The organism is Arcticibacterium sp. GJ41-1, from assembly GCF_055808875.1.
This window is the reverse complement of sequence record NZ_CM147888.1, coordinates 2858260-2880246: the sequence shown is the minus strand read 5'-3', so window position 1 is coordinate 2880246 and position 21987 is coordinate 2858260. Positions and strand designations below refer to the sequence as shown.

General features: G+C 37.0%; 17 protein-coding genes. 7 read left to right on the top strand and 10 right to left on the bottom strand.

What is annotated here, in order from left to right:
- Nucleotides 1-19 precede the first annotated feature (19 nt).
- The 3 genes from AC0L6O_RS11980 to surE all read left to right on the top strand — a co-directional run bounded on the left by AC0L6O_RS11980 (nucleotide 20) and on the right by surE (nucleotide 4222).
- On the top strand, nucleotides 20-1597 hold the full coding sequence (locus AC0L6O_RS11980) for a tail fiber domain-containing protein (protein WP_473302625.1): 1578 nt from the start codon (nucleotides 20-22) through the stop codon (nucleotides 1595-1597).
- A gap of 33 nt (nucleotides 1598-1630) precedes the next feature.
- Complete coding sequence (locus tag AC0L6O_RS11975; protein WP_473302624.1) at nucleotides 1631-3214, top strand: tail fiber domain-containing protein; 1584 nt, start codon at nucleotides 1631-1633, stop codon at nucleotides 3212-3214.
- A 240-nt stretch (nucleotides 3215-3454) separates the two neighbouring features.
- Nucleotides 3455-4222: a 5'/3'-nucleotidase SurE gene (surE, locus tag AC0L6O_RS11970; RefSeq protein WP_473302622.1), complete on the top strand. Its 768-nt coding sequence runs from the start codon at nucleotides 3455-3457 to the stop codon at nucleotides 4220-4222.
- A 78-nt stretch (nucleotides 4223-4300) separates the two neighbouring features.
- Here the strand turns inward: surE and AC0L6O_RS11965 are convergent, their stop codons facing one another.
- Nucleotides 4301-6115 carry a DUF885 domain-containing protein gene (locus AC0L6O_RS11965; protein ID WP_473302620.1) on the bottom strand — a complete coding sequence of 605 codons (1815 nt, stop codon included), beginning with the start codon at nucleotides 6113-6115 and terminating at the stop codon, nucleotides 4301-4303.
- Between the two features lie 135 nt (nucleotides 6116-6250).
- On the bottom strand, nucleotides 6251-6799 hold the full coding sequence (locus tag AC0L6O_RS11960) for an NUDIX domain-containing protein (protein ID WP_473302618.1): 549 nt from the start codon (nucleotides 6797-6799) through the stop codon (nucleotides 6251-6253).
- On the opposite strand from AC0L6O_RS11960, the gene AC0L6O_RS11955 reads away from it, so the two are divergent.
- Together AC0L6O_RS11955 and AC0L6O_RS11950 are read left to right on the top strand one after the other, a co-directional pair.
- The gene (locus AC0L6O_RS11955; protein ID WP_473302616.1) at nucleotides 6798-7847 is read left to right on the top strand and encodes a cation diffusion facilitator family transporter; all 1050 of its coding nucleotides are present in this window, start codon (nucleotides 6798-6800) and stop codon (nucleotides 7845-7847) included. The genes AC0L6O_RS11960 and AC0L6O_RS11955 overlap by 2 nt on opposite strands.
- Nucleotides 7848-7975: 128 nt before the next feature.
- Complete coding sequence (locus tag AC0L6O_RS11950) at nucleotides 7976-8653, top strand: 3-keto-disaccharide hydrolase (protein ID WP_473302614.1); 678 nt, start codon at nucleotides 7976-7978, stop codon at nucleotides 8651-8653.
- A gap of 70 nt (nucleotides 8654-8723) precedes the next feature.
- Here the strand turns inward: AC0L6O_RS11950 and AC0L6O_RS11945 are convergent, their stop codons facing one another.
- The 3 genes from AC0L6O_RS11945 to AC0L6O_RS11935 all read right to left on the bottom strand — a co-directional run bounded on the left by AC0L6O_RS11945 (nucleotide 8724) and on the right by AC0L6O_RS11935 (nucleotide 10716).
- Nucleotides 8724-9473, bottom strand: a complete 750-nt coding sequence (locus AC0L6O_RS11945; RefSeq protein ID WP_473302612.1) for a hypothetical protein — start codon at nucleotides 9471-9473, stop codon at nucleotides 8724-8726.
- 147 nt (nucleotides 9474-9620) lie between these two features.
- Nucleotides 9621-10337, bottom strand: a complete 717-nt coding sequence (gene folE, locus AC0L6O_RS11940) for a GTP cyclohydrolase I FolE (protein ID WP_473302610.1) — start codon at nucleotides 10335-10337, stop codon at nucleotides 9621-9623.
- Nucleotides 10300-10716 (bottom strand): 6-pyruvoyl trahydropterin synthase family protein, encoded by a 417-nt coding sequence (locus AC0L6O_RS11935; protein ID WP_473302608.1) that lies wholly within the window; start codon nucleotides 10714-10716, stop codon nucleotides 10300-10302. Before AC0L6O_RS11935 ends, folE begins: the two co-directional genes overlap by 38 nt.
- A 258-nt stretch (nucleotides 10717-10974) precedes the next feature.
- Between AC0L6O_RS11935 and AC0L6O_RS11930 the strand changes: the two genes are divergently transcribed.
- Both AC0L6O_RS11930 and AC0L6O_RS11925 read left to right on the top strand, forming a co-directional pair.
- A complete protein-coding gene (locus AC0L6O_RS11930) occupies nucleotides 10975-11955 on the top strand; it encodes a class I SAM-dependent methyltransferase (protein ID WP_473302607.1) in 981 nt (326 codons plus the stop codon).
- A 114-nt stretch (nucleotides 11956-12069) separates the two neighbouring features.
- Nucleotides 12070-13380 (top strand): sugar MFS transporter, encoded by a 1311-nt coding sequence (locus AC0L6O_RS11925; RefSeq protein WP_473302606.1) that lies wholly within the window; start codon nucleotides 12070-12072, stop codon nucleotides 13378-13380.
- Between the two features lie 158 nt (nucleotides 13381-13538).
- Here the strand turns inward: AC0L6O_RS11925 and AC0L6O_RS11920 are convergent, their stop codons facing one another.
- From AC0L6O_RS11920 to AC0L6O_RS11900, 5 genes are all read right to left on the bottom strand, one after another.
- The gene (locus AC0L6O_RS11920) at nucleotides 13539-15698 is read right to left on the bottom strand and encodes an alpha-amylase family protein (RefSeq protein WP_473302605.1); all 2160 of its coding nucleotides are present in this window, start codon (nucleotides 15696-15698) and stop codon (nucleotides 13539-13541) included.
- Nucleotides 15699-15846: 148 nt separating this feature from the next.
- Nucleotides 15847-18411 carry a 3-coathanger stack domain-containing protein gene (locus AC0L6O_RS11915; protein ID WP_473302604.1) on the bottom strand — a complete coding sequence of 855 codons (2565 nt, stop codon included), beginning with the start codon at nucleotides 18409-18411 and terminating at the stop codon, nucleotides 15847-15849.
- Between the two features lie 4 nt (nucleotides 18412-18415).
- Complete coding sequence (locus AC0L6O_RS11910) at nucleotides 18416-18754, bottom strand: LytR/AlgR family response regulator transcription factor (RefSeq protein ID WP_473302602.1); 339 nt, start codon at nucleotides 18752-18754, stop codon at nucleotides 18416-18418.
- 277 nt (nucleotides 18755-19031) lie between these two features.
- Nucleotides 19032-19775, bottom strand: a complete 744-nt coding sequence (locus AC0L6O_RS11905) for a LytR/AlgR family response regulator transcription factor (protein WP_473302600.1) — start codon at nucleotides 19773-19775, stop codon at nucleotides 19032-19034.
- Entirely contained in the window at nucleotides 19775-21712 is a 1938-nt protein-coding gene (locus tag AC0L6O_RS11900; RefSeq protein ID WP_473302599.1) for a tetratricopeptide repeat-containing sensor histidine kinase, read from the bottom strand. Before AC0L6O_RS11900 ends, AC0L6O_RS11905 begins: the two co-directional genes overlap by 1 nt.
- Between the last annotated feature and the right edge of the window lie 275 nt (nucleotides 21713-21987).

The following is a 21987-nucleotide window of genomic DNA, read 5'->3' as shown; positions in this document are numbered from 1 at the left end:
TTTCCAGAAAAATAATATTATGAGAAAAATATTTTTCCTTTTTCTTTTAGGCTTTACTGCCAATGCCCAGATTCAAAGTATTTCTGATGATGCAGATGGTTCTGTGATTATCTTACCAAACGGTTTGATTTCAGAAAGAAGCGACCCACCACATTTGACAGGAAATGTTGCTTTGGGACCGAAAGCATTATTTTCCACAACAGGTTTAAATTTATTTTTGGGCTTAGACAATACTGCAATTGGATTTGAAAGTTTGTATACAAACGTTCTGGGCAATAAAAACGTAGCAATTGGGTATCACTCACTTCATAGCAATTATGATGGCGATGGTAATACCGCCCTAGGTAATTACACTTTACTTTCAAACATAGATGGTGACGGCAACACTGCAAGTGGTACTAATTCTTTGAGGTCAAATAGCGAGGGTAAGGGTAATACTGCTACTGGTTATTATTCATTAGCTGCAAATAAGACAGGAGATTACAATTTTGCAAGTGGTAATCAATCACTTAGATTTAATAAAGAGGGTACATATAATACTGCTATCGGTTATTATTCCCTTTACTATAATATTGGAGATTACAACACTGTTAGTGGTGGTAAATCGCTGTATTCCAATTTGGAAGGTGAATACAATACAGCTAATGGCTATTGGTCTATGTATAGAAACACCACAGGCAGCTACAATACGGCTACCAGTGAAGGTACTCTTGAATTTAACATGCTAGGTCAAAATAATACAGCTAATGGTTACCATTCCCTTAGACGGAATTTCAATGGAGCTAATAATGTGGCAGATGGAGCTTTGTCACTAACGAATAATGAGAATGGAGAGTTTAACTCTGCCACTGGCTATGCTGCTCTTATTGGCAATATAGAAGGTGATTTGAATACTGCAAATGGATATGCTTCACTTCCCTCAAATGCAAATGGATTTGCAAATACAGCCTTCGGTTCTGATGCTCTTCAATTTACAACTTCTATTAATAATACTGCTAGCGGACATGATGCACTTTATTCGAACACCACAGGGGAATTCAATACCGCTGTTGGAACATCTTCTCTTCATAATAACATCACGGGTGATTACAATACGGCTATTGGGTACAAAGCAGGTGTGACCTCTACCAACTTTAGCAATTCCACTGCAATAGGGTATAGTGCTAAGGTAGATACTAGTAATAAAATAAGAATGGGTAATACTCTTATAACAGCGGCAGAGATCCAAGTTGCGTGGAATGTTACATCTGACCGTCGATGGAAAGAAAATATAGAAACGGTTCCCTTGGGTTTAACTTTTGTCAATGAAGTAAATCCAGTGATTTATCATCGTAAAAACAATGAGAAACCTGATTTAGAAATTGGTTTAATTGCCCAAGATGTAGAGCATACCTTGGAAAAGTTTGGTTTCTCTGAAAAAGACCTCGGCTTTTTAGATAAAGCTCCTGATGGCTATAGGTCCATCCGTTATAATGATCTTATTTCTACACTTGTCAAAGCAATACAAGAACAACAGGAAATCTTAGATGGGCTACATACAAAATTTGAAAGAATAGAAACGCTTCTTCAATTAAACAACAACAATTCAAAACGATAAATAGAAATCTAAGTATTTCAAATATACATCAATATGAAAAAAACATTAATCATCCTTTTTACCCTTTTGTTTCACAATGACATTAATGGCCAAATTCAGAGCATTTCTGAAGATTTAGATGGCTCTGTAACCATTTTACCAAACGGGCTAATTTCAGGAAAAACGGATACGGCACATTTAGTAGGAAATGTTGCTTTAGGCCCAGGAGCCTTGTTTTCGAATAGGGGCATTGAAGGCTTTATTGGATTACGCAATACTGCAATTGGATTTAATAGTCTGTATTCTAACACCAGTTTTAATAATGTAGCTGTTGGTTATAATTCACTTTATACTAATATAGGATACAACAATACGGGCATCGGATTTTCTTCATTGTATTCTAACATTGATGGTTTTCAAAACACCGCGAATGGTTCTTATTCGCTTTACTCTAACACAGCGGGTTCAAACAATACCGCAAACGGTAGTTCTTCACTCTATTCCAATACGGAAGGGGCTTATAATACCGCCAATGGCTACTGGTCGCTTTATTCAAATACCTTAGGAGAGCACAATACAGCCAGTGGAAGCCATTCCCTTTACTCTAATACAGAGGGGCATAACAATACTGCAAATGGTTCTGCATCCCTTTATTCAAATATTGATGGAATTAGCAACACTGCTAATGGGTTCAGCTCAATGTATTTTAATACCGAGGGGAATTATAATACTGCGAATGGTAGTTTTTCACTTTATAAAAATGACACCGGCCATAGCAATACAGCTAGTGGAGCCTATGCTCTTTATTCCAATACTACAGGTAGTCAAAATGTGGCTAATGGATATAAAGCTCTTTATTCTAATATAGACGGTGAATGGAATTCAGCCACTGGCTATCAGTCTCTTTTTTCCAATACAGAAGGTAATTTAAATACCGCCAGCGGCTCTTCCTCACTTTATCTAAATACAACTGGATATGAAAATACCGCGAATGGCTCCTATGCTCTATTTTCAAATTCTGTTGGTTTTAAAAATGTAGCAATAGGTTCCTCTGCACTATACTCAAATACTAGAGGAGATCATAACACCGCTGTTGGCTATGCTTCCCTTTATTCTGTCACCACGGGGGGGCGAAATACGGCTGTTGGATATAGTTCTGGTGTAACTTCAGAAAGCGTAAATAACACCATTGCTATTGGATATAATGCGAAAGTGGACGTGAGTAATAAAATAAGAATAGGTAACGATATTATTACCGCTGCCGATATTCAAGTAGCTTGGAATATAACATCAGACCGCCGTTGGAAAGAAAACATTCAGACGCTTCCCTTAGGTTTGAGTTTTATCAAAGAGCTTAAACCTGTTAGTTATCATCGTAAAAATAATTCAAATCCTGATTTAGAATTTGGTCTGATTGCTCAAGAAGTAGAAGAAACATTGAAAAAGTTCGGTTTCTCGGAAAAGGAACTTGGTTTCTTGAATAAGGATTCTAATGGCTACTATTCCATTAGGTATAATGACCTTATCCCTACTCTTATTAAAGCGATTCAGGAGCAACAACAAGAGTTTGATGGATTAAATGCAAAACTTGATAAAGTAGAAGCAATGTTGCTTTCGAACAGCTCTAGTACAAAATAGTTAATGAATATTGGCTATTTCAAAAGTGTATTGGAGTCGAAAGTTAGACAAGTAACTCTGCTAAACCCTTCAAAAGAGCCTCTGTCTTCATTAAAATTATGTTAAAAATAAAACCTTAGAATTCACTAAGAATCTAAAAAAAAGGTTTTTACAAAACTGCTTTTTCCCTTAATTAAGATAGCTAAAAAAGCATGTTCCTTTTTTAGCTACTTTTGCCCTTGAATTAAAAATCAACAGAACATGAAGCCATTAATAGTAGTTAGTAATGATGACGGTATAACCTCTCCTGGTATTGCCACTTTGATAGCCGCGGTAAAAGAGATTGGTGACGTATTTGTGCTTGCTCCTGATAGTCCAAACTCTGGAATGGGACATGCCATTACGGTAGATAAAACATTGCACACAAAGAAATCAAACATTCATGAAGGAGTAGAAGCCTACGAATGTAGTGGTACTCCTGCCGACTGCGTAAAACTAGCCAAACACCATTATTTAAATGGCAGAAAAATTGATTTGGTAGTTAGTGGCATTAATCATGGCCATAATGCTTCGCTTTCGGTTTTATATTCTGGCACTATGGCCGCAGCTAGAGAAGCTTCTATTGAAGGGATACCTGCCATTGGTTTTTCTATTGACGATTTTAGTTACGATACGGACTTTTCGCATACAATTCCTTGGATTCAAAAGATATGTAAAGCCGCTTTGAAAAATGGAATTCCAAAGCATAATGCATTGAATGTCAATTTCCCTAAAAAATCAGACGAAACGATAAAAGGAATCAAAGTAGTTCGTCAAACAGATGGTTTCTGGAAAGAGGAATTTGACGCCAGAAAAGACCCGCATGGCAGACAATATTTTTGGATGGGTGGCGAGTTCATAAATCATGAGCCAGAATCTACCGATACCGACATCTGGTGCATTGAAAACAACTATGTAGCTATAGTGCCATGCCATTATGATATGACTAATTATGAAGGAGTTAAGAAGCTTTCTGCGTGGGAGTTTTAAGTAATTCTTAAAGTCCTTTTTCAGTAAACAAAACCCTATTTGCCAGTCTATTCGTAGATTGACAAATAGGGTTTTCTTTTATTTCGATTTCTCTGTAATCCAATTGTCAACTAGCGTTTCAAGCATGTTTAAAGGAAGAGCCCCTGAAGTAAGCACCACTTCATGAAACTCTCTTAAGTCAAACTTATCTCCTAAGACCTTTTTACTTTTAGCTCTTAATTCTAAAATTTTCATCATTCCAATTTTATAAGCAACGGCCTGTGATGGCATGACTATATGCCGCTCCACCATTCTTTCACACTCCCTATTGCTCTCTGCTGTATTATCTTTATAATAAGCTATTCCTTCTTCTCTAGTCCATTTTTTATAATGAATCCCAGTATCCACTACTAATCTACATGATCGCCAAAGTTCTGCTGCCAGCCTACCATAATTGGAGTAAGGATTAGAATATAGACCCATTTCCTTAGGAATAAATTCACTATATAATCCCCAACCTTCTACGTATGCAGTATAGCCACCAAACTTCCTAAACTTTGGAATATCTGTTAACTCTTGAGCAATAGACCTATCCATATGATGTCCGGGTATACCTTCATGATACGCCAGAGCCTCTATCAAATATTTCGGCATATCCTTAGAGTTTGCTAAATTGGCATAATACGTACCTGGCCTACTACCATCAGGTGCTGGTGCCTGATAAAAAGCTTTTCCTGCCGCATTTTCGCGGAAAGACTCAACCCTTTTAACTATAATATCTGCCTTTGGTTTCGTTATAAATAGTTCGTCCAGCCTTGACCTCATATTGTCAATAATAACAGTAGCACTATCTAAATAGTCCTGTTTGCCAGCATCGGTATTTGGATAGAAAAACTGCTCATCCTCTTTCAGGTACTTGAAGAAATCTTGTAAATCACCTGAGAACTCAACTTCTTTCATGATTTCTCGCATCTCATCATGTATTCTAGCCACTTCTGTCAATCCAATTTCATGAATTTGCTCAGCAGTTAAATCTGTAGTGGTAGTTCTTTTCAATGCAATATTGTAATATTCGTCCCCTCCATCTACTTTCCAAATGCCATCGTCGTCTGTGGCTCGCTCCTCTTGACTTCCTAGAAAAGCTATCAGCTTATTATAAGCAGGCAAAAGTGAACCAGTTAAAGCAGCATCTGCTTTGCTTTTTAATGCAGTTTTTGATGAATTACTAAGCTCTAGTTTATCTACCTTTTTGTAAAAATCGTCTTGAAGAGCACTTGATTTTCCTTTGTCAAACGGAGCTCCAGTTATGATATTTCTAGCTGAACCTATAACTCTAGGAAACACAAACTTAGGAGGAACAATACTCTCTTCTTCTCGAATTTTTAGGCCTTCAATTAATTGATCAAAATAGGTACCTACGCCGTTTAATCTTGCTATATAGGCTACAGCATCACTTGAATCTGAAATAGCGTGCATGTTTATTAAAAAAGAAGCGACATCGGCATGAGGTCCGTACATTTGATTTACTGGGTAGTTATGATGCCGCCATTTATAATCCGCTATCTCATTTTCTGCATTTTCTTTAAATAGTTTATAACTAATAAGATCCTGTCCTTTTAGAGCATCTACATTAATAGAATCAAACAGAAACTGTAGCTCTACCTTATTAATTTCTAATTCCTTTGTAGCGAAGGCATCTGAAAGGTCATCCCATTTGTCATAATCCTTTTTGATACCTAAATATGTTTGATACTCTGGACTTCTATCAACTCTGTCGTTGAAGCTCTTTTCAAAAAAAGCGTTTGCTTTGGCTGATTCTAGTTCAATTTCATCCGCTGTGTAAACCTTCTCCTCATTACAAGAGAAGCAAGTTAATAGTAGACATACGGAAATAAGAACGTAATGTTTTTTCATGGTTTAAGTTTCTTTTTTTATCTGAAATACGTAATAATTATTCGCGATTCCTATTCTTTCCAGAAATGGCGAATACTTGGATTTCCATAAGGAACGAATTGATGATAAGTAGCTTAGTCGATTCTTTTGAAGAAATTAAACATTCAAAATTCGAGCGACCTTCAAAATACCCGCCACACTTAATGAGTCTGTGATTTCATTATTCATTACCATTTCTAAAGCTTCCGAAATGTGCACTTTTTTGACCTTTAGGTCTTCCGTATCTTCTGGTTGAGCATCGCTTTGCGAAAGCCCTTTGGCTGTAAATACATAACCAACCTCTTTACAAACGGAGTTAGATGTGTGTATTTTAAGAAGTAGTTCATATTCTTCAGCTATTAAACCTGTTTCTTCTTTTAATTCTCTTTTAGCACATGCTACCCACTCCTCACCTATTGGGCAGCCACCTTCAGGAATTTCCCAAGAGTACTCATCTAAAGGCACTCGGTATTGCCCTACCAGCCATGTAAAGCCTTCATCATCAATTGGGATAATACCAATGGCTACGTTTTTGAAATTCACTTGTCCGTAAACAGCGGGGTTGCCATTTGGGTTAAGCATTTCTTTATGAACCACTTCTATCCAGTTATTTTCATAAACTGTTTTTTCAGAGAGTGTTTTCCAAGGACTTTTCTGCTGTATCATGGCTGCGAAATTAGTAGAAATAGGTAAGTTTGACAGTCTCAAACAGAAAGTAATTCTGGAACCGAATAGTAAAAATATAAATCAGAAGGCCATCACCCTTTCATTGGCATTAGGTGTCGTGCTGATGCTCATAAAATTCTTCGCCTACTTTCTAACTAATTCCACCGCTATTCTAACAGATGCTTCGGAGTCGGTAGTTAATGTAGCAGCGGCGGCTTTTGCTCTGTACTCTATTTACATTTCAAACCGACCAAAAGATAGGAACCACCCTTATGGGCATGGTAAAATTGAGTTTTTCTCTAGCGGATTAGAAGGTACCATGATAATCATAGCTGGTATTCTCATGATTATTCCGGCAGTATATTCCTTTTTGGAAAAGAGCCCAATTACCGAAATCAATAATGGTATTTGGCTTGTTTTAATGACCATGTTTATCAATGGCATTTTAGGTTATTACCTCATAAGCGTTGGAAATAGAAATGACTCTATTGCTTTAAAAGCTGATGGCAAACATTTACTAGTTGATAGTTTTAGTAGTGCTGCTCTGGTAGTTGGGCTTCTCTTGGTCAAATGGACAGGCAACAGCTACATAGATGGCGTATTAGCTTTGATTTTGGCAGCCTTTATCATATATAATGGCGTTAAAATACTTCGAAAGTCGGTAAGTGGCTTGATGGATGAGCTGGACGAAGACACATTTAAAACACTTCTTGAGATTCTAAATAAAAATAGAAAAGAGAGCTGGATTGATGTACATAATTTAAGAGTTCAAAAGTATGGGGCCGACATACATGTAGACTGCCACCTGACGCTCCCTTATTACCTAAGCCTTGAAGATGCTCATACGCAAGTAGGGCTTTTTGAAGACATGGTGGAGTCAAATTATCCTTCCGAAGTTGAAGTTTTCATTCATTCCGACCCTTGTATTCCTGAGTGCTGCCATTACTGTCAAGTGAAAAATTGTCAAGTTAGAAAAGAGGAATTTACGGGAATTAAGAAGTGGACCAGAAACAGGATATTGTCAAACGCAAAGCATTTTGTGGAGTAAGTAATAAACACTAGAGACAAAGCTTTAATCTACTTGCTGGTCAAGAATGGCGATAATCGGCTCTAGCTATTAAAACTAATTACTAATTTCACGCATTATTTTACTTTACTATTCATTTAATTATACACATGAAAAAGCAATTTTTCTTACTTTTTATAAGCTTAGTTAGCTTAGACGCTTCTGCCCAATGGATTAAACTATTTGACGGAAAAACTTTCGATAATTGGCATATTTACAACCACCCAGGTGAGCCGGTTAGCGACAAATGGACCATTAAAAATGGTGCCATGGTATTTAACCCAGAAGGTAAAAGTGACTGGAAGGTAAACGATTTGGTTACTGATAAAGACTTTGAAAACTTTGAATTACGCCTAGAGTGGAAAATTGAAAAAGGTGGTAATAGTGGTATTTTTTACGGTGTCAAAGAAGATGCTAAATTACGTACTCCTTATATGAGTGGTCCGGAAATTCAAGTTTTGGATAACGAAAACCACCCAGACGGGAAAAACGGAGCAAACAGATTAGCTGGTTCTCTTTATGACATGATTCCTTCTAAGTCAAAAGCTAAACCTTACGAAACCTGGAACAAAGTGAAATTAGTAAAGAAGAACAACGTAATGACCATTTGGCAAAATGGTGAATTAGCCGTTACATTCCCTACTACTGGCCCAGAATGGGACAAAATGGTAGCAGGTAGTAAATTTAAAGGTTGGGACCACTTTGGAAAATATGCTAGCGGAAAAATTGGTCTTCAAGACCATAGCAACGTAGTTTCTTTCAGAAAAATCAAGATTAAGGAGCTTTAGAATTAAGCACTCAAAAAGAAATTAGCCACCAAACTTAATCGGTTTGGTGGCTTTTTTTATGGTTTAATTTCTAAGCCAACTTTATACGAGTGAAAACCTGTCTCATGATTAAAGTAATAGCAATATCTACGGCTATACCTATCATAAAAGCATTATCAATACTCATGATTGGTAATAAATGAGCCTGTAAGTATAAAAATGTGGTGAAGCCGAAAATACCGGTAAGCTGACCAATGAAAATATTTCTTACTTGGCTTATGCCTTGCGTATAGTTCACAAAAATGGCTAAAACAGCCGTCATAACAGGAAAAGGAGTTAGAATACCACTCCAAGTAGGCCCTAATAAATCGGCAAAGTAAGTAATAAGAAGTACAAAGAGTGTAATCATTATCATTCTGAGTGGAATCTCAAAACGTAATATCTTTCGGCTTTTCGCTCTTTCTGTTTTAACTGTAGGAAAAAACTTTAAACATGGAAGAATGAAGAGCAATGTTATCACATACCATACATTGACACTAAAAAGTGGTGTAATTTGTTGCAGAGCTAATCCAGTCAAAAGGTAAGCCATATAACCAGCCATAATACTTACAAAAATGTTCTGCTTTTGGCCTACCACAATGTAGGTCATACAAAACACCAACCAAGCAATAATACCTACCATTACCCCTGGAATGGCACTTATAGCAAAATCCGCTCCTTGCTCTAAAGCAATAAATAGAATAATAGGACCTGCTACCCATGGCAAACTCGCTATGACACCACCAAGATTATTTCCCCACTTCTTACTTATGTAAGTCACCCCAGCAATTACTGGTGGCATTATCAGAAGTTTTATCAAAAACGTATTCATGCAGCAAATATGAATTGAATATTGAAATTAAGCCAAACGGCTATGTGTTTTGTGCTATATAAACAAAAAAACTCCATAAACTAGATGTCTATGGAGTTCAAAAAGAAGCTATACTTCTTAATATTTTAATTCACCCCTGCGTAAGCTTATCATTCTTATAAACTCATCTCTGGTTTCTGATTTGTTAAACTTACCTCCATAAAAAGAAGTCACGGTAGAAGATGTTTGGTCGTTAATTCCTCTTGAAGATACACACATATGGTCTGCATCTAAAATTACTGCGACGCTGTCTGTACCTAAAACCGTTTTGAGAGCTTCGCCAATTTGAATAGTCATTCGCTCCTGTACCTGTGGCCTTCTTGCAAAATGATTCACTACGCGGTGAAGTTTTGATAAACCTATTACATGCCCATTGGCTATATAAGCTATGTGTGCTTTCCCTACTATTGGCACAAAATGATGTTCACAATTAGAATGAAACATGATATCACGCTCCACCAACATTTCATTATACTTATAGTGATTTTTGAAATGCGTAAGAGCCGGCAAGTTTTTCGGATTTAATCCAGAGAAAAGCTCTTTTACGTACATTTTAGCCACTCGCCTTGGCGTTCCACTCAAACTGTCGTCTGTTAAATCAAGTCCCATGATTTGCATAATTTGACTAAAATGCTCTTCTATTTTCTGCATTTTAGTGTCATCATCCATTTCAAAAGCATCTTCACGAAGTGGTGTATCAAAAATATTGGTTGAGATGTGGTCATCGCCAATTTCATCAATCTGGCGTTCGATCTTATTATCCTGGGTATTCGACATAATTTCTTTCTGTTTCATAGAGCCTTACTTTAAGGTCTAGCTCGTGGTTATTTAAGGCTCTTTCTAATTTTTCGTAAATCACAATGGCGATATTCTCTGCCGTAGGATTTAACTCTTTAAACTCTGGTACATCTAAATTTAGATTCTTATGGTCAAAAGCATCCAAAACATGTTCTTTTATCAAATCTGAAAGTATTTTGATATCAATCACATAACCAGTTTCAGGATTTACCTCACCCACCACCTTGATGTCTAAGTTATAATTGTGTCCGTGAAAGTTTGGGTTATTGCATTTGCCAAAAACAGCATCATTCTTTTCATCAGACCAGTCTGCTCGATGTAATCTATGAGCCGCATTAAAGTGCTCCTTTCTAAAAACTGCTACTTTTTTATTCAATAGTTTGAGATTTGAGATAAAGAAATTAAAAACAAAGTCTGTGCTTCATATTTCTTATCAGAGATTTAAACTCTTTTGAAATTTGATAACTGAAATATCGGCGAATACGTTCATTTACGAATTCTAGTTTCCATAAGATCCACTTCAATTTTATTAAAAAGAATATTTTTCTAATACTTTTAGGTATTGAAAAATTAAAAACTATCTAATGGGGGTTTTCGTTGAGTTAAATGTCCTCTTTATAAAGCATCTATATCTATGAAAACCTTTCAATTCTTAACTTATATTGTATTTCAGATTGTTCTTCTTCCTATTAGCTTTTTTGGACTAATACTGAGCACTATAAAATATTGGGCTTTAAAAAGCTCGGTAAAACTTCCTGTTTCAGTAACCAATCCACTTTTTAATAAATGGGTGCTTCATACTTTTAAACAAAGAAAAGATGCGGATGCAGTAGAAATGCTTAGCAATTTACCTGAAATGTCGATGGCGGGGCTTTGGTATGTGTTTCTCCCAGCCATTCTCGCCAATAGATTGACAGGTTATTTACCAAGTTTTGCACGTATTTCTCAACCTGAAAAAGAATCCATTTATACCCTTTTGGCTTCTAGAACGCTCTTTTTTGACAAAATTTATGAAGAAAAACTCGAAGGCATCCAGCAAGTAGTGTTAGTAGGAGCTGGTTTTGACACACGTTTATTAAAATACTGCAAGCATAAAAACATAGCTGCATTTGAATTGGACAGTGAAGACGTGCTTAACCAAAAACATTCGGTTTCTCAAAGGGCCGCTTTAGACCAGTCTTGGATTAATACCATCTCTACAGACTTCAAAAGCCTTGATTGGGTAAAACAACTAACATTTAAAGGTTTTATGAAAGAGAAGAAGACCCTTTTCCTTTTAGAAGGTTATACCACCAATGCAGATGAAACCGAGCTAATCCAAACCCTAAAAGGAATTTCTACAATTTGCTCTAAAGGTAGCCAAGTCGCTTTTGACTTTTATTCCATGGAATTTCAAGAGCAACGCCAAGAATCTTTCAAATTAAAGGACAAACTTTTGATAAGGCTTAATGGTCAAAAACTGAAATTTGGAATAGAAATGACAGCAGCACCAAAGGTTTATCTAACTAACCTTATGACTTATGCAGACATGCTACTCACAGATTTTGTGATGATGGGCGACTTCACCCCTACTAGCCGACCTTTAGGTGCTTTAGTTTTGGCTCAAAAGCATTAAAAACAAAACTTTAGATTCATTCAGCCTACTAAAAACAAAATAATAGGCAGTTATTAAGAAATATATAAAGCATTTTATCTATTTTTAAAATAATTTAATAACTAACCTATTCGTATGACTGATAATCGTTCTAAAAACAATCTGGCTCCCATGCTCATTATTGGAGCTATGTTCTTCATTTTTGGTTTTGTAACCTGGATAAATGGGGTTTTAATTCCATTTATGAAAACAATAAATGAATTAACAGACACTCAAGCCTATTTAGTAGCTACCGCTTCCTATGTTGCTTTTGTGGTGATGGCACTACCCTCTTCCTACTTATTAAAAAAAGTAGGTTATAAAAAAGGAATGTCAATAGGCTTAATGATTATGGCTGTTGGAGCATTGGTATTTATACCTGCCGCAGAAGCTAGAACGTATTGGATGTTTTTAGCTGGCATATTTATTCAAGGTACCGGTATGACGCTTATGCAAACAGCGGCTAATCCGTACATTACCATTTTAGGACCCATAGAAAGTGGGGCAAAAAGAATAGCAATGATGGGCATTGCTAATAAGGTAGCAGGCTCCATTGGTTCCATCGTTTTTGGAACCCTATTATTGTCTGGCATAGGTGAGGTAAAAGATAAATTAAGTATTGTTTCGCCCGATGAAAAGTCACAATTACTTGACACCATGGCAAATAGTGTGGTAACACCATATATTATAATGGCCAGTGTTTTGTTTTTATTCGGATTGTTAATTTTAAAAGCACCATTACCAGAATTAGAAGGTGATGTGGATGAAGAAGTTGCAGATGGTAAAACAGCTAAAACTAGTATATTCCAATTTCCTCATTTATGGTTAGGCGTATTGGCACTCTTTGTTTATGTAGGTGCTGAAGTTATAGCCGGCGATTCTATTATTAATTATGGAATTTCTTTAGGATTACCCGAAGACCAAGCCAAAAACTTCACCTCTTATACCCTTATGGCTATGGTATTTACCTATGCTTTAGGTGTATTACTAATACCTAAATACGTAAGTCAGGGTTTAGCTTTAAAAATTAGTGCGGCACTAGGGATTGTATTTTCAATATGTATTTTAACTACCACAGGCTTCACCTCTGTCCTTTTTGTGGCAGCATTGGGGATTGCAAACGCCTTAGTTTGGCCCGCCATTTGGCCTTTAACACTTCATGGCTTAGGGAAATTTACCAAAACAGGATCTGCTTTATTGGTCATGGCCATTTCAGGTGGTGCCATTATTCCGCCATTGTATGGCAGAATAGTAGACGCAGGTAAACACGACCTAATGACTAATGGCATAGCGGAAGCAGAAGCATTAGCTAGTTCTGCTAATAGCAGTTATTGGATATTATTACCGTGCTATATTATCATTCTTTATTATGCTATTTGGGGGCATAAAGTTGGGTTTAAGAAATAAAATTATAGGTTTGTTCTAATAGCAAAAAGCGGCTGTCTCACACTATTGAGACAGCCGCTTTTTATTTGGAGCTCCTAACTAAGAATATTTTCAAATATCCAATTCTCCGAGCTTAATTTCACTTATAAAACTTTCTCTTATATGCGTAGCAGTATGTTTTATCTTTCAATAACTATACCTTCAAAATCCTTCAAACTGGGTAATATCAATTTCAAATAACCATTGGAGTAAGTGAAAGCTAACTTCTCCTCCCCCTGCATGGTCCAGACCTTACTTGGTTTAAAGTCCACCTTTACTTCAAATGCGATGTTTTGCTGCGTATGTGGTTCAAAGTAGGTATTACCGCTAAACCCAGTCAAATTCACTAAATGTAGAATATGTCCATCTGATTTAAAGGGCGTATGGATAGTTACACCTTCTTTATTCATCATAAAATCCTGTAAAATCAGTTCTACTCTTGGATGAGCATTATTGATAAGTTCTTTGAATCCGTCAGGATGGATATTTTGCAAAGCATCCAAAACTATGTTTTTATGCTGTTCGTAGCCATGTTGATAGTAAATCTTACCAATATTCATTGGCATCAATATATTCTTACCTACCGTTTTCTTTTTAATGCCAAATCCATAATAGCCCGTTGGCTCATGTCCACCTATCATTTCTGGTGGCCCTGGGCGTCCTTTGCTTAAAATTGGCAGTAAGGTTTCTACATCTTTATCAAAATCGTATAATCCAAGATTGAACTTGAAATGGATCATACTTTGTCCATCAAAACTTTTGAAAAAGTCTTGCTTAAGGGGCTTCAAATAGTTTCCTGCTCCATCATTATCTTTATTGACAACACTTGCTCCAAACAAGCTCTTGAGAGCTTCAGTGTTATCAAAAAGGCTGGTATTAGTGGCTATTAACTGCACGCCAGCATCAGAAACCTCCTTTAACGCTTCAATATCTTTATCGCTCAAATAGTTGATATCTGGCAATATCAAAACCTTATATTTTCGTTTCAGTTTTTCCTTAAGATTGGCCAAATGATTATCCTGAATGACATCGAACTGCACATGAGCTTCTTTTAGCATTAAAGACAAACCTCTGTATTCTTCCATCTTATCTCCTCCTGGCCAGTAACCGGGTGCTATAACGCCCACAGAAGCTATGCTCTCATATTTTCCAAAGTACGGCTCATACTTTTTCTGATGGCCGTATATCTTCTTCATGGCACCAAAATTCCGTTCGTCTTCATAGTCTCTTAAATCGCCCATCAGACTAACATCAGTTCCACTACCATTGGCAATATTTTCATACAACCTTATACTGATTTCCTCAGGTTCTATGGCGTTGTATCTACTTTGAAACGAAATCTGCTGGATACTGGCATTGCTTACTATTTTGTCCGGAAAAGTTTGCTCTATGTGGGTGGTATTATCCGAAGCTGTGTATGGCCAATATGGTAAACCATGCGTCTGACTTTCGTGTCTAATAATATCTACAGACTCTTCTAAATAAGTACAAATCGCTATTTTCTTTCCTGAAGATCGCAGTATTTCCCCTTTTGAAGAAACTTTCTCTTGCGAAGATTTAACTACGGCATGAAGCCTTTTTGACCAATCTTCAATACTCGCTGTTTTAAATTCTAAATACTTATTAAAAACGGGGTCTGTTCTGTCTTCTTTTAGGGGTAAGGTTAATCCGCCGCTCCATGCTGCAAATGCCTTTTTGTCGTACTCATTTTGGTCAATCCCCACATAAATATTTTCATATGGATTTCGGGTTTGATAACCCGGCATGTTTAAGAAAATACCATCAATGTCAAATTTGCTTATGACCTCTTCCACTATCTTAAAAGCCTTTTCTTGCACATAAGGAGCATTAATACTGACCACATATTTATCAGTATTGATAATACGCTCGCCTTTGGCAGAAATATAAAACCAGTCTGGATGTGCTTTAAAAATGGTTTCATGTGCCCTACTGAAGTCAAATCTGATAATCACCCGTATGCCATTTTCATGGCATTTTTCTACTATCCTACCCATTTCACCAGGTTTCATGAAAGGATTAGTGTATTCAAAATCTAAATCTGACTGGTAAAAGGACATAATACCTGCACCATTGATAATTAAGGTATTGGCGGAAAATGCTTTTAAATCTTCTACAATTTCATCAGCATCAATATTGGCCGCCTCATAGGCAGGTAAATTCATTTGAATGAGTCGAAGGTTGTTCCGTTTCCACCATTCGGAGTCATCAGCAGGAGAAATTGGCTTTTGTGCTAAGGCACTAATTGAACAAAAGAGGCAGAGTAGTTTTATAAATTTCATTTATGGGAGGTTGAATACCTGAAATTTACGAGGGAATTAACTAAAGCCCAAAAGGAATAGATGAAAGGATAGGAATGGCGGTCAATAAACATGAAAACCTCCCACTACTATTTGGTAATGGGAGGTTGAAGAAAAAATAGCTTCGTTATTATGGACAGCCGCCTATTTCGGCGGAGAAAAGGCCTCTTTCTCCCAAAGTTTCAAAGCCTGGTAAAAGAGTGACACTGTTTCCAGCTCTAAACGCTGTTGGATAAAGACGTGTATTATTATTATACGCAGATACCTCCAGTGTTTCATTGGCTACATAGTAACCAAAATGAGTATAACCAGTAAGGTTTAAGTTGTCGACGGTTGGCTCATACGACTGATATAGCCTCCCAAAAAGAACCCGAGGAGAAATATAATTGTCCGACTCACAACTGACATAATAGTTTGTCCTAATGCTAGGATCTATGTTTGTAAGGACAAAAGGTGACCCTTGACCTTCTTCAAGTCCACCAACTTGGGATGTATACCAATGTGGTACAGTACCATTAGTACATGTAGTTGTTAAGGTTAAGTCTTGCACACCTTGACAAAGTAGAATAAATCTATCCCTATTTTCTAATGGTAGGGGACCAAGTGTTGGAGGTGGCGGGGTGGCCCAACTGACGTTTGCCAATATGGAAGCCTCAATCTCAGTGTCTTCAATTGGGTAAAGTTTGAATTTTAAATCGCTGAAGCTCATCTCACTTGTTGCATACCTTCTGCTTAGGTTAACTTGGTACTCTTCTACTCTACAGCCATTCGCAGGAACAGTAACTTGACCTAAATTAAACCCAGAACTACCATTAGCAGTGACTAAAAGATCTCCCGAGTTAGACTGAGTTTCAAATCCGAGGTGATAAGTTCTTTGCTCTGTAGAATTATCATTACAAACTTTAATCTTAAATGTCGCAGGTGACCCAAGTGTTACGTTGTTAATGTTTGTTGTATTTCCACTTACTCCTACAATCTCTAATCGTGGCTGATCTCTTTGATACCCGCCTTCGTAAGGAGCACTAGTTCTGGCACCAGAAAGTATGTCAAAAACTGGCGTTCCAAACATTGGATCTCTATAAATTCGGATTGGAATATTATCCCCTATATCCCCATCTTTAAGTTCGTAACCAATGGTTGTGCTGTTTGAGGCAGTATTTTCGGTTTTTTCAGAAAAAGTATTAGTTGTGTTGAAATTTACACCACCTGATATCCCTGCACCGCCATATTCCGCAAGAAAATCAACGGCAATACCTCCTGTAAAGTAGCTTGAAGTCTCTATTCCTTTAACTACAGTAAAATCGACAGATTTACTGTAACCTTTAAAAGCTTCCCCTCCTTCTATTACTTTATCACCATCAATAGGTGTAGACGCCTTTGCCGCCAGCTTATTTTCATCATTAAGAGCCAACACCCTTTGCCAAGCTTCTACTTGATTTTGTGCAATGGTTCTTTGGACAGAATCAAGACTCGTATTGGCGGCAATTAATTGATTGGCAGCCATGTCACCTCTAATACCACTTTCTGACCATGCAAACTCGCGAACAGGGTTTAGCTGCACCAGATAAATGCCTTTATTGTACTTCACTGTGAAGTCCGTATCTATATACAAGTTATTGCCAAAACCATATTCTGCATCAAAACCATATCCTATAAATAGGTCTCCTCCTTGCGAACCATCATCTACAGAGTTCATCGTTATAGTACTTTCGGTCTCTACACATGTTTCTTTTGAGCTACTTTCAATTTTAACATCACCGCCTCCTATAGACCCAGTAGCTTGAACATAGGCCTCCAGCTCTTGGGTGACAATAATACCTACTTCGGCCTTTACACCCCATTTGATGGAAGCGTAGCCAGATAAATCATTTTCGTATTGGAAGGTTTCTTCAAAATTCCTACAGGTTTTTTGACCGCTAGTAATAAATGCAGTGCTCATATCACCTGGAGGACGATGAATAACCATGTGAGGGATTTTAGGTTTTGTAACTACCCCTAAAATTGGAATTTCCCTTTCAACCGGCCCTTCTACTACAAATGGGATTAAGAGCACTGTGGTATGGCTATTCGTTGTAGGGAGTGCTCCACCAAAACCAATATCTTCATATTCTCTTTCTTCAAGTCTAAAAACAATGTATCCGGTATTACTTCCTTTAGTAAATACAAATTCTTTTTTATAGTTCTCATAGTTTACACTTCCTGGTGCGTAATAGGTAAGCGGCGTTTTTTGTTCCCAGCTAAAGAATTCAGAAAAGGTCGTAAGATCTCCACTTTGTCCTATTCCATTTGGCATTTTTGGGTTTGTAGTTGAGGTATAAATTCCACTTGTATCTACATTCCAAAATGGAAGGTAAGGGGCTGGGTTAGCGAAATTTGTGCCCGCATAGCCTGCTGTATGTACATCAATTGTAAATGGTTCTCCAGCTTTTGCCTTTAATCTTTTAGTTAATGGTACTTGTGCTATAAGTGCATTAACATTTACGGATTCTATTTCATAATTAGTACCAGGGACCTTAATAGCAGTGAAGTTCCCACCGTCTACACTTTTCAGGCTACTATAGATACTTACAAATCCTCCAGAGCCACTTGCGTTGCCATTGAGAGTGCTGCCCCAGGCTGAATTATTCCACTGTGCCTCACTGCTAATGGTTATTAGGGTGAAAAAATAAGTTAAAAAAGTAAAAGTTCTTTTCATCGTTCTATTGATTTAAATAGTCAAAAAATGGGTTTACTCTACGTCGTGAAATTTTGATTTGATGCGTATTTCTGCTGTCTTGTCCTTTCAGCTCTAGTGTAGCAGACTGTAGTTTCCCTAAGTAATTAATGTTAACTATGGTAGACCTATTCACTCTAAAAAAGTCAAAACCATCTAGTCGTTTTTCAATAGTTCCTATGGTAGTGGAGCTCAGTATTTTTGAGCCATCCATAAGGAAAACTTCTGTATAATTGACATCGGCTTTTAGCATCAAAATGTCATTGGGTGGAATTAGTGTACGTGCTCCTACATGGACAAGACGGCTCTTAGTATTAGTTTTCATGGTAAAAATTGTTAAAGGCTTAGAGGAATATATGGACCAAAGAATTGGTCACTGTTTTGCGTAAGCTAAAGAAGGAGACACCTTAGCTACTCATCTATTAGTTTGACATGTCTTAATAGAAAAGGGGTTTTAGTTTTCATTTCCTTATAGTTTTTGGTTTAACTATAGGAAAGTTCAGTTTTCAGCACTGAAACTAAAACCGATCTAGGACGAAGGCACCTAAATAGTGTCCGAAGGGTACGAATTATTGATCAAAGAGAATTAAGACGAGGGCTACTTAAACAGTTTGAATTCTTTTAAGTAGGTCTTTTTTGAAACCTTTGCTGATGGCAAGGGCTTTTTGATTAACCACCAAATGCGTGGTGGCTATTTCCGTAATTTGAGAAATATTTACAATATAGGAACGGTGAATTCTAATAAAGTGATTTTTAGGGAGCTTATCTTCCATTTCTTTGAGCGACAGCACCAATAAGTATTCTTTATTTAAGCTATGAATGCGGCAATAGTTCCTATCTGCTTCTATATACTGAATTTCGGCAATGGGTACTTTTACCATTTTATCTTGAAAGCGAACAAAAAGAGCGTCTTCAAAAACAGCAAACTCCTCTTCTATGCCTTCATTAGAGGAATCTTCTTCTTTTTCAGATGCCAACCTAGTCAATGTTAGTTCCAAGGCTCTTTGCAAATCCTTTTTCTTAAATGGCTTAGATATAAAGGCGTAAGGTCTGGTTTCTTTGGCTCGGTTAAAATGGGCATCATCTGTATTGGCCGTTAGGTAAACCACCGGAATGTCGAACTCCTTTTGCATTTCTGTAGCCACTTCTATCCCGTCTAAACTTCCTTTAAGGTTAATGTCTAGCAAAAGTATATCAGGCTGATTTTCGCGAATATGAAGCAAGGCTTCCTCGCCACGGGGAATAATACCAATAACCTCATAGCCCAAAGATGTTAGTTCCAAGGAAACATTGGCCGCTATTAGCATCTCGTCTTCTACTATCAATATTTTAACTGGCGTATTCATTAAGCGGCTTGGTCTAATTTAAATTCAAAAGAAATGATGGTTCCTTCTTTATTTTCTTCTTGCATTTTCCCATTAAGTTGCTGTGTCAGTAAACTTACCAATTGCGTTCCAAAACCAGTACCTTTTGGCTTAACTCCATCTGTTTTTCCTACGCCATTATCTCGTACTAAAAGGCTCAATATCTTGTCATCTTTCCTTTCTAGGCTAATAGTAATTTCGCCTGCCGCCTTTTCGGGAAATGCGTATTTTAAAGAGTTTGTAAGAAGTTCATTCACTATTAAACCTAGCGGCACAGCGGTGTCTACATCTAACTCTAGGTCTTCCATCACACAGGAAATCTTGATTTTATCTTCCGCATCAAAAGTATCTAATATCCCCTCCCCTAGGTTTAAGAAATAGTCTTTCATTTCTATACTGCCTAGGTTAGTACCCTGATATAGCTTTTGATGAATAATACCCATAGACTGCACTCTGTTTTGACTCGCTATCATGGCATCTTTGGTGGCGGAATCTTCTAACTGAGCAGATTGTAAAGAAATAAGGCTTTTAACCAGTTCTAAGTTATTTTTGACACGGTGATGAATCTCTTTCAACAGTAATTCATTCTCTGCATTTTTTGCACTAATAACTTTGGTAGCCTTTTGGTTTTTCCTGAAAGAATAAAATAGACCTGCTAGTAAAAGGGCTAATAAACCAGAAGCCGATAAAATGATGTTCTGTGTTCTGTTTTTTTGGTTTAGTAATGCCTCGGTAGCGGCTAATGCCTCATCTTTTTTCTCCGTCTCATACTTTATAATACCCTCACTTTCTAAGTTTGCCACTTGTTCTTTATGTACCAGCTCTTTGGCTTCTTTGGCTTTTTTCAGATATAAAAGAGCGTTTTTATGCTCACCTAGCTCCTCATAGCATTCCGCAATACTTTCATATGGCCTCGCCAAATGTGAGACATCTTGTTTATCATAAGCCTTTATACCCTCCAAAAGGTTTTTTAAAGCATTCTGATAATCTCCAAGTTTTAAATATGCCATACCCACTTCAGTAAGCCAAGTGGCGGCTCTTTCACGCCCAATTTGAACTTCACAGAGGTCGAATGCCTTTTGATAATCTTTAAGGGCTTGTTGATAATTTTCTTGATTAAAAGAAATATCCCCTTTAAAAGAATAAGCTCTTACTTCCACAAATACCTCACCTGGAACTTTGTTCTTTACTATAGAAAGACATTCCTCTGCAGCCGCATTTGCTTCTTCATACTTCCCAATTCGACTATATGCATCAATATAACTTAAGTAACAATACGATAAGGTGTTATAGTCTTCTACCTCTCTAAAAACCGAAGTTACCTTGTCTAAATAATCAATTGCTTTTTGAGGTTCGTCTGTGTAAAGATATGAAGAACTCAAATTTCTGTGAGCTTTGGCCACGCCTACCTTATCACCAAGTTCCTCATAAATAGCAATTGCCTTAAAAAGCTCGTTCTGAGCTTCTACGAGCCTTCTTACAGACATATAGTCATGAGCAAGGTTTTTTCTAGTTTCTGCTATTTTTGGCTTATTGTCCGTTTTTAAATAGTAAAATAGAGCCAACTCTGTTTGTTTAATAAGGGAGTCGCCACTATAAATTCCATGATAACTGTGCCAGTCGCCATAGGCACTATGAAAATCTCCTATTTTTTCGTTGTCACTAGTTTTTGTAACTCTTCTTAAACCCTCTGTTACTACTTTTTCAAAAATCTCAATATCTTTTTCTGCATTGTGCTGCACCCAAACCAAAATAGAATCTAAGGGTTGGCTTAAAACACTGTCAATTCTGGCGATTTGAGAATCTTGCTGCGAAAACCCTTCAGCCGAACTTAGAAGAATAAACAGGACAGATAAAAAGCTTTTGGCTAATTCGAATAAATAAGAAAACCCTTTTCGAAATTTAAGTTTACTAGGCATTAAGACTAATTATGTTAGGTAAAGATTAATACCATATTTCAGGCATTATTACTTTAGTCACAAAATACTTATAAAATTCGAACAATTCAGCATCTAGCATTAGGACGGTACGTGTAATATGCTTCAATTTTTATTAAGTGGTCATTCCTTAAGGTACAACTTTCTTGAGAACTGCGGAACTCTTTTCCCTATGAAATCAATAAATAACCGTTCTGGCTAACTCTCTGATTGCAATTATGCCACTTATCCAACGAATACTAAATCTTTTTTATGTC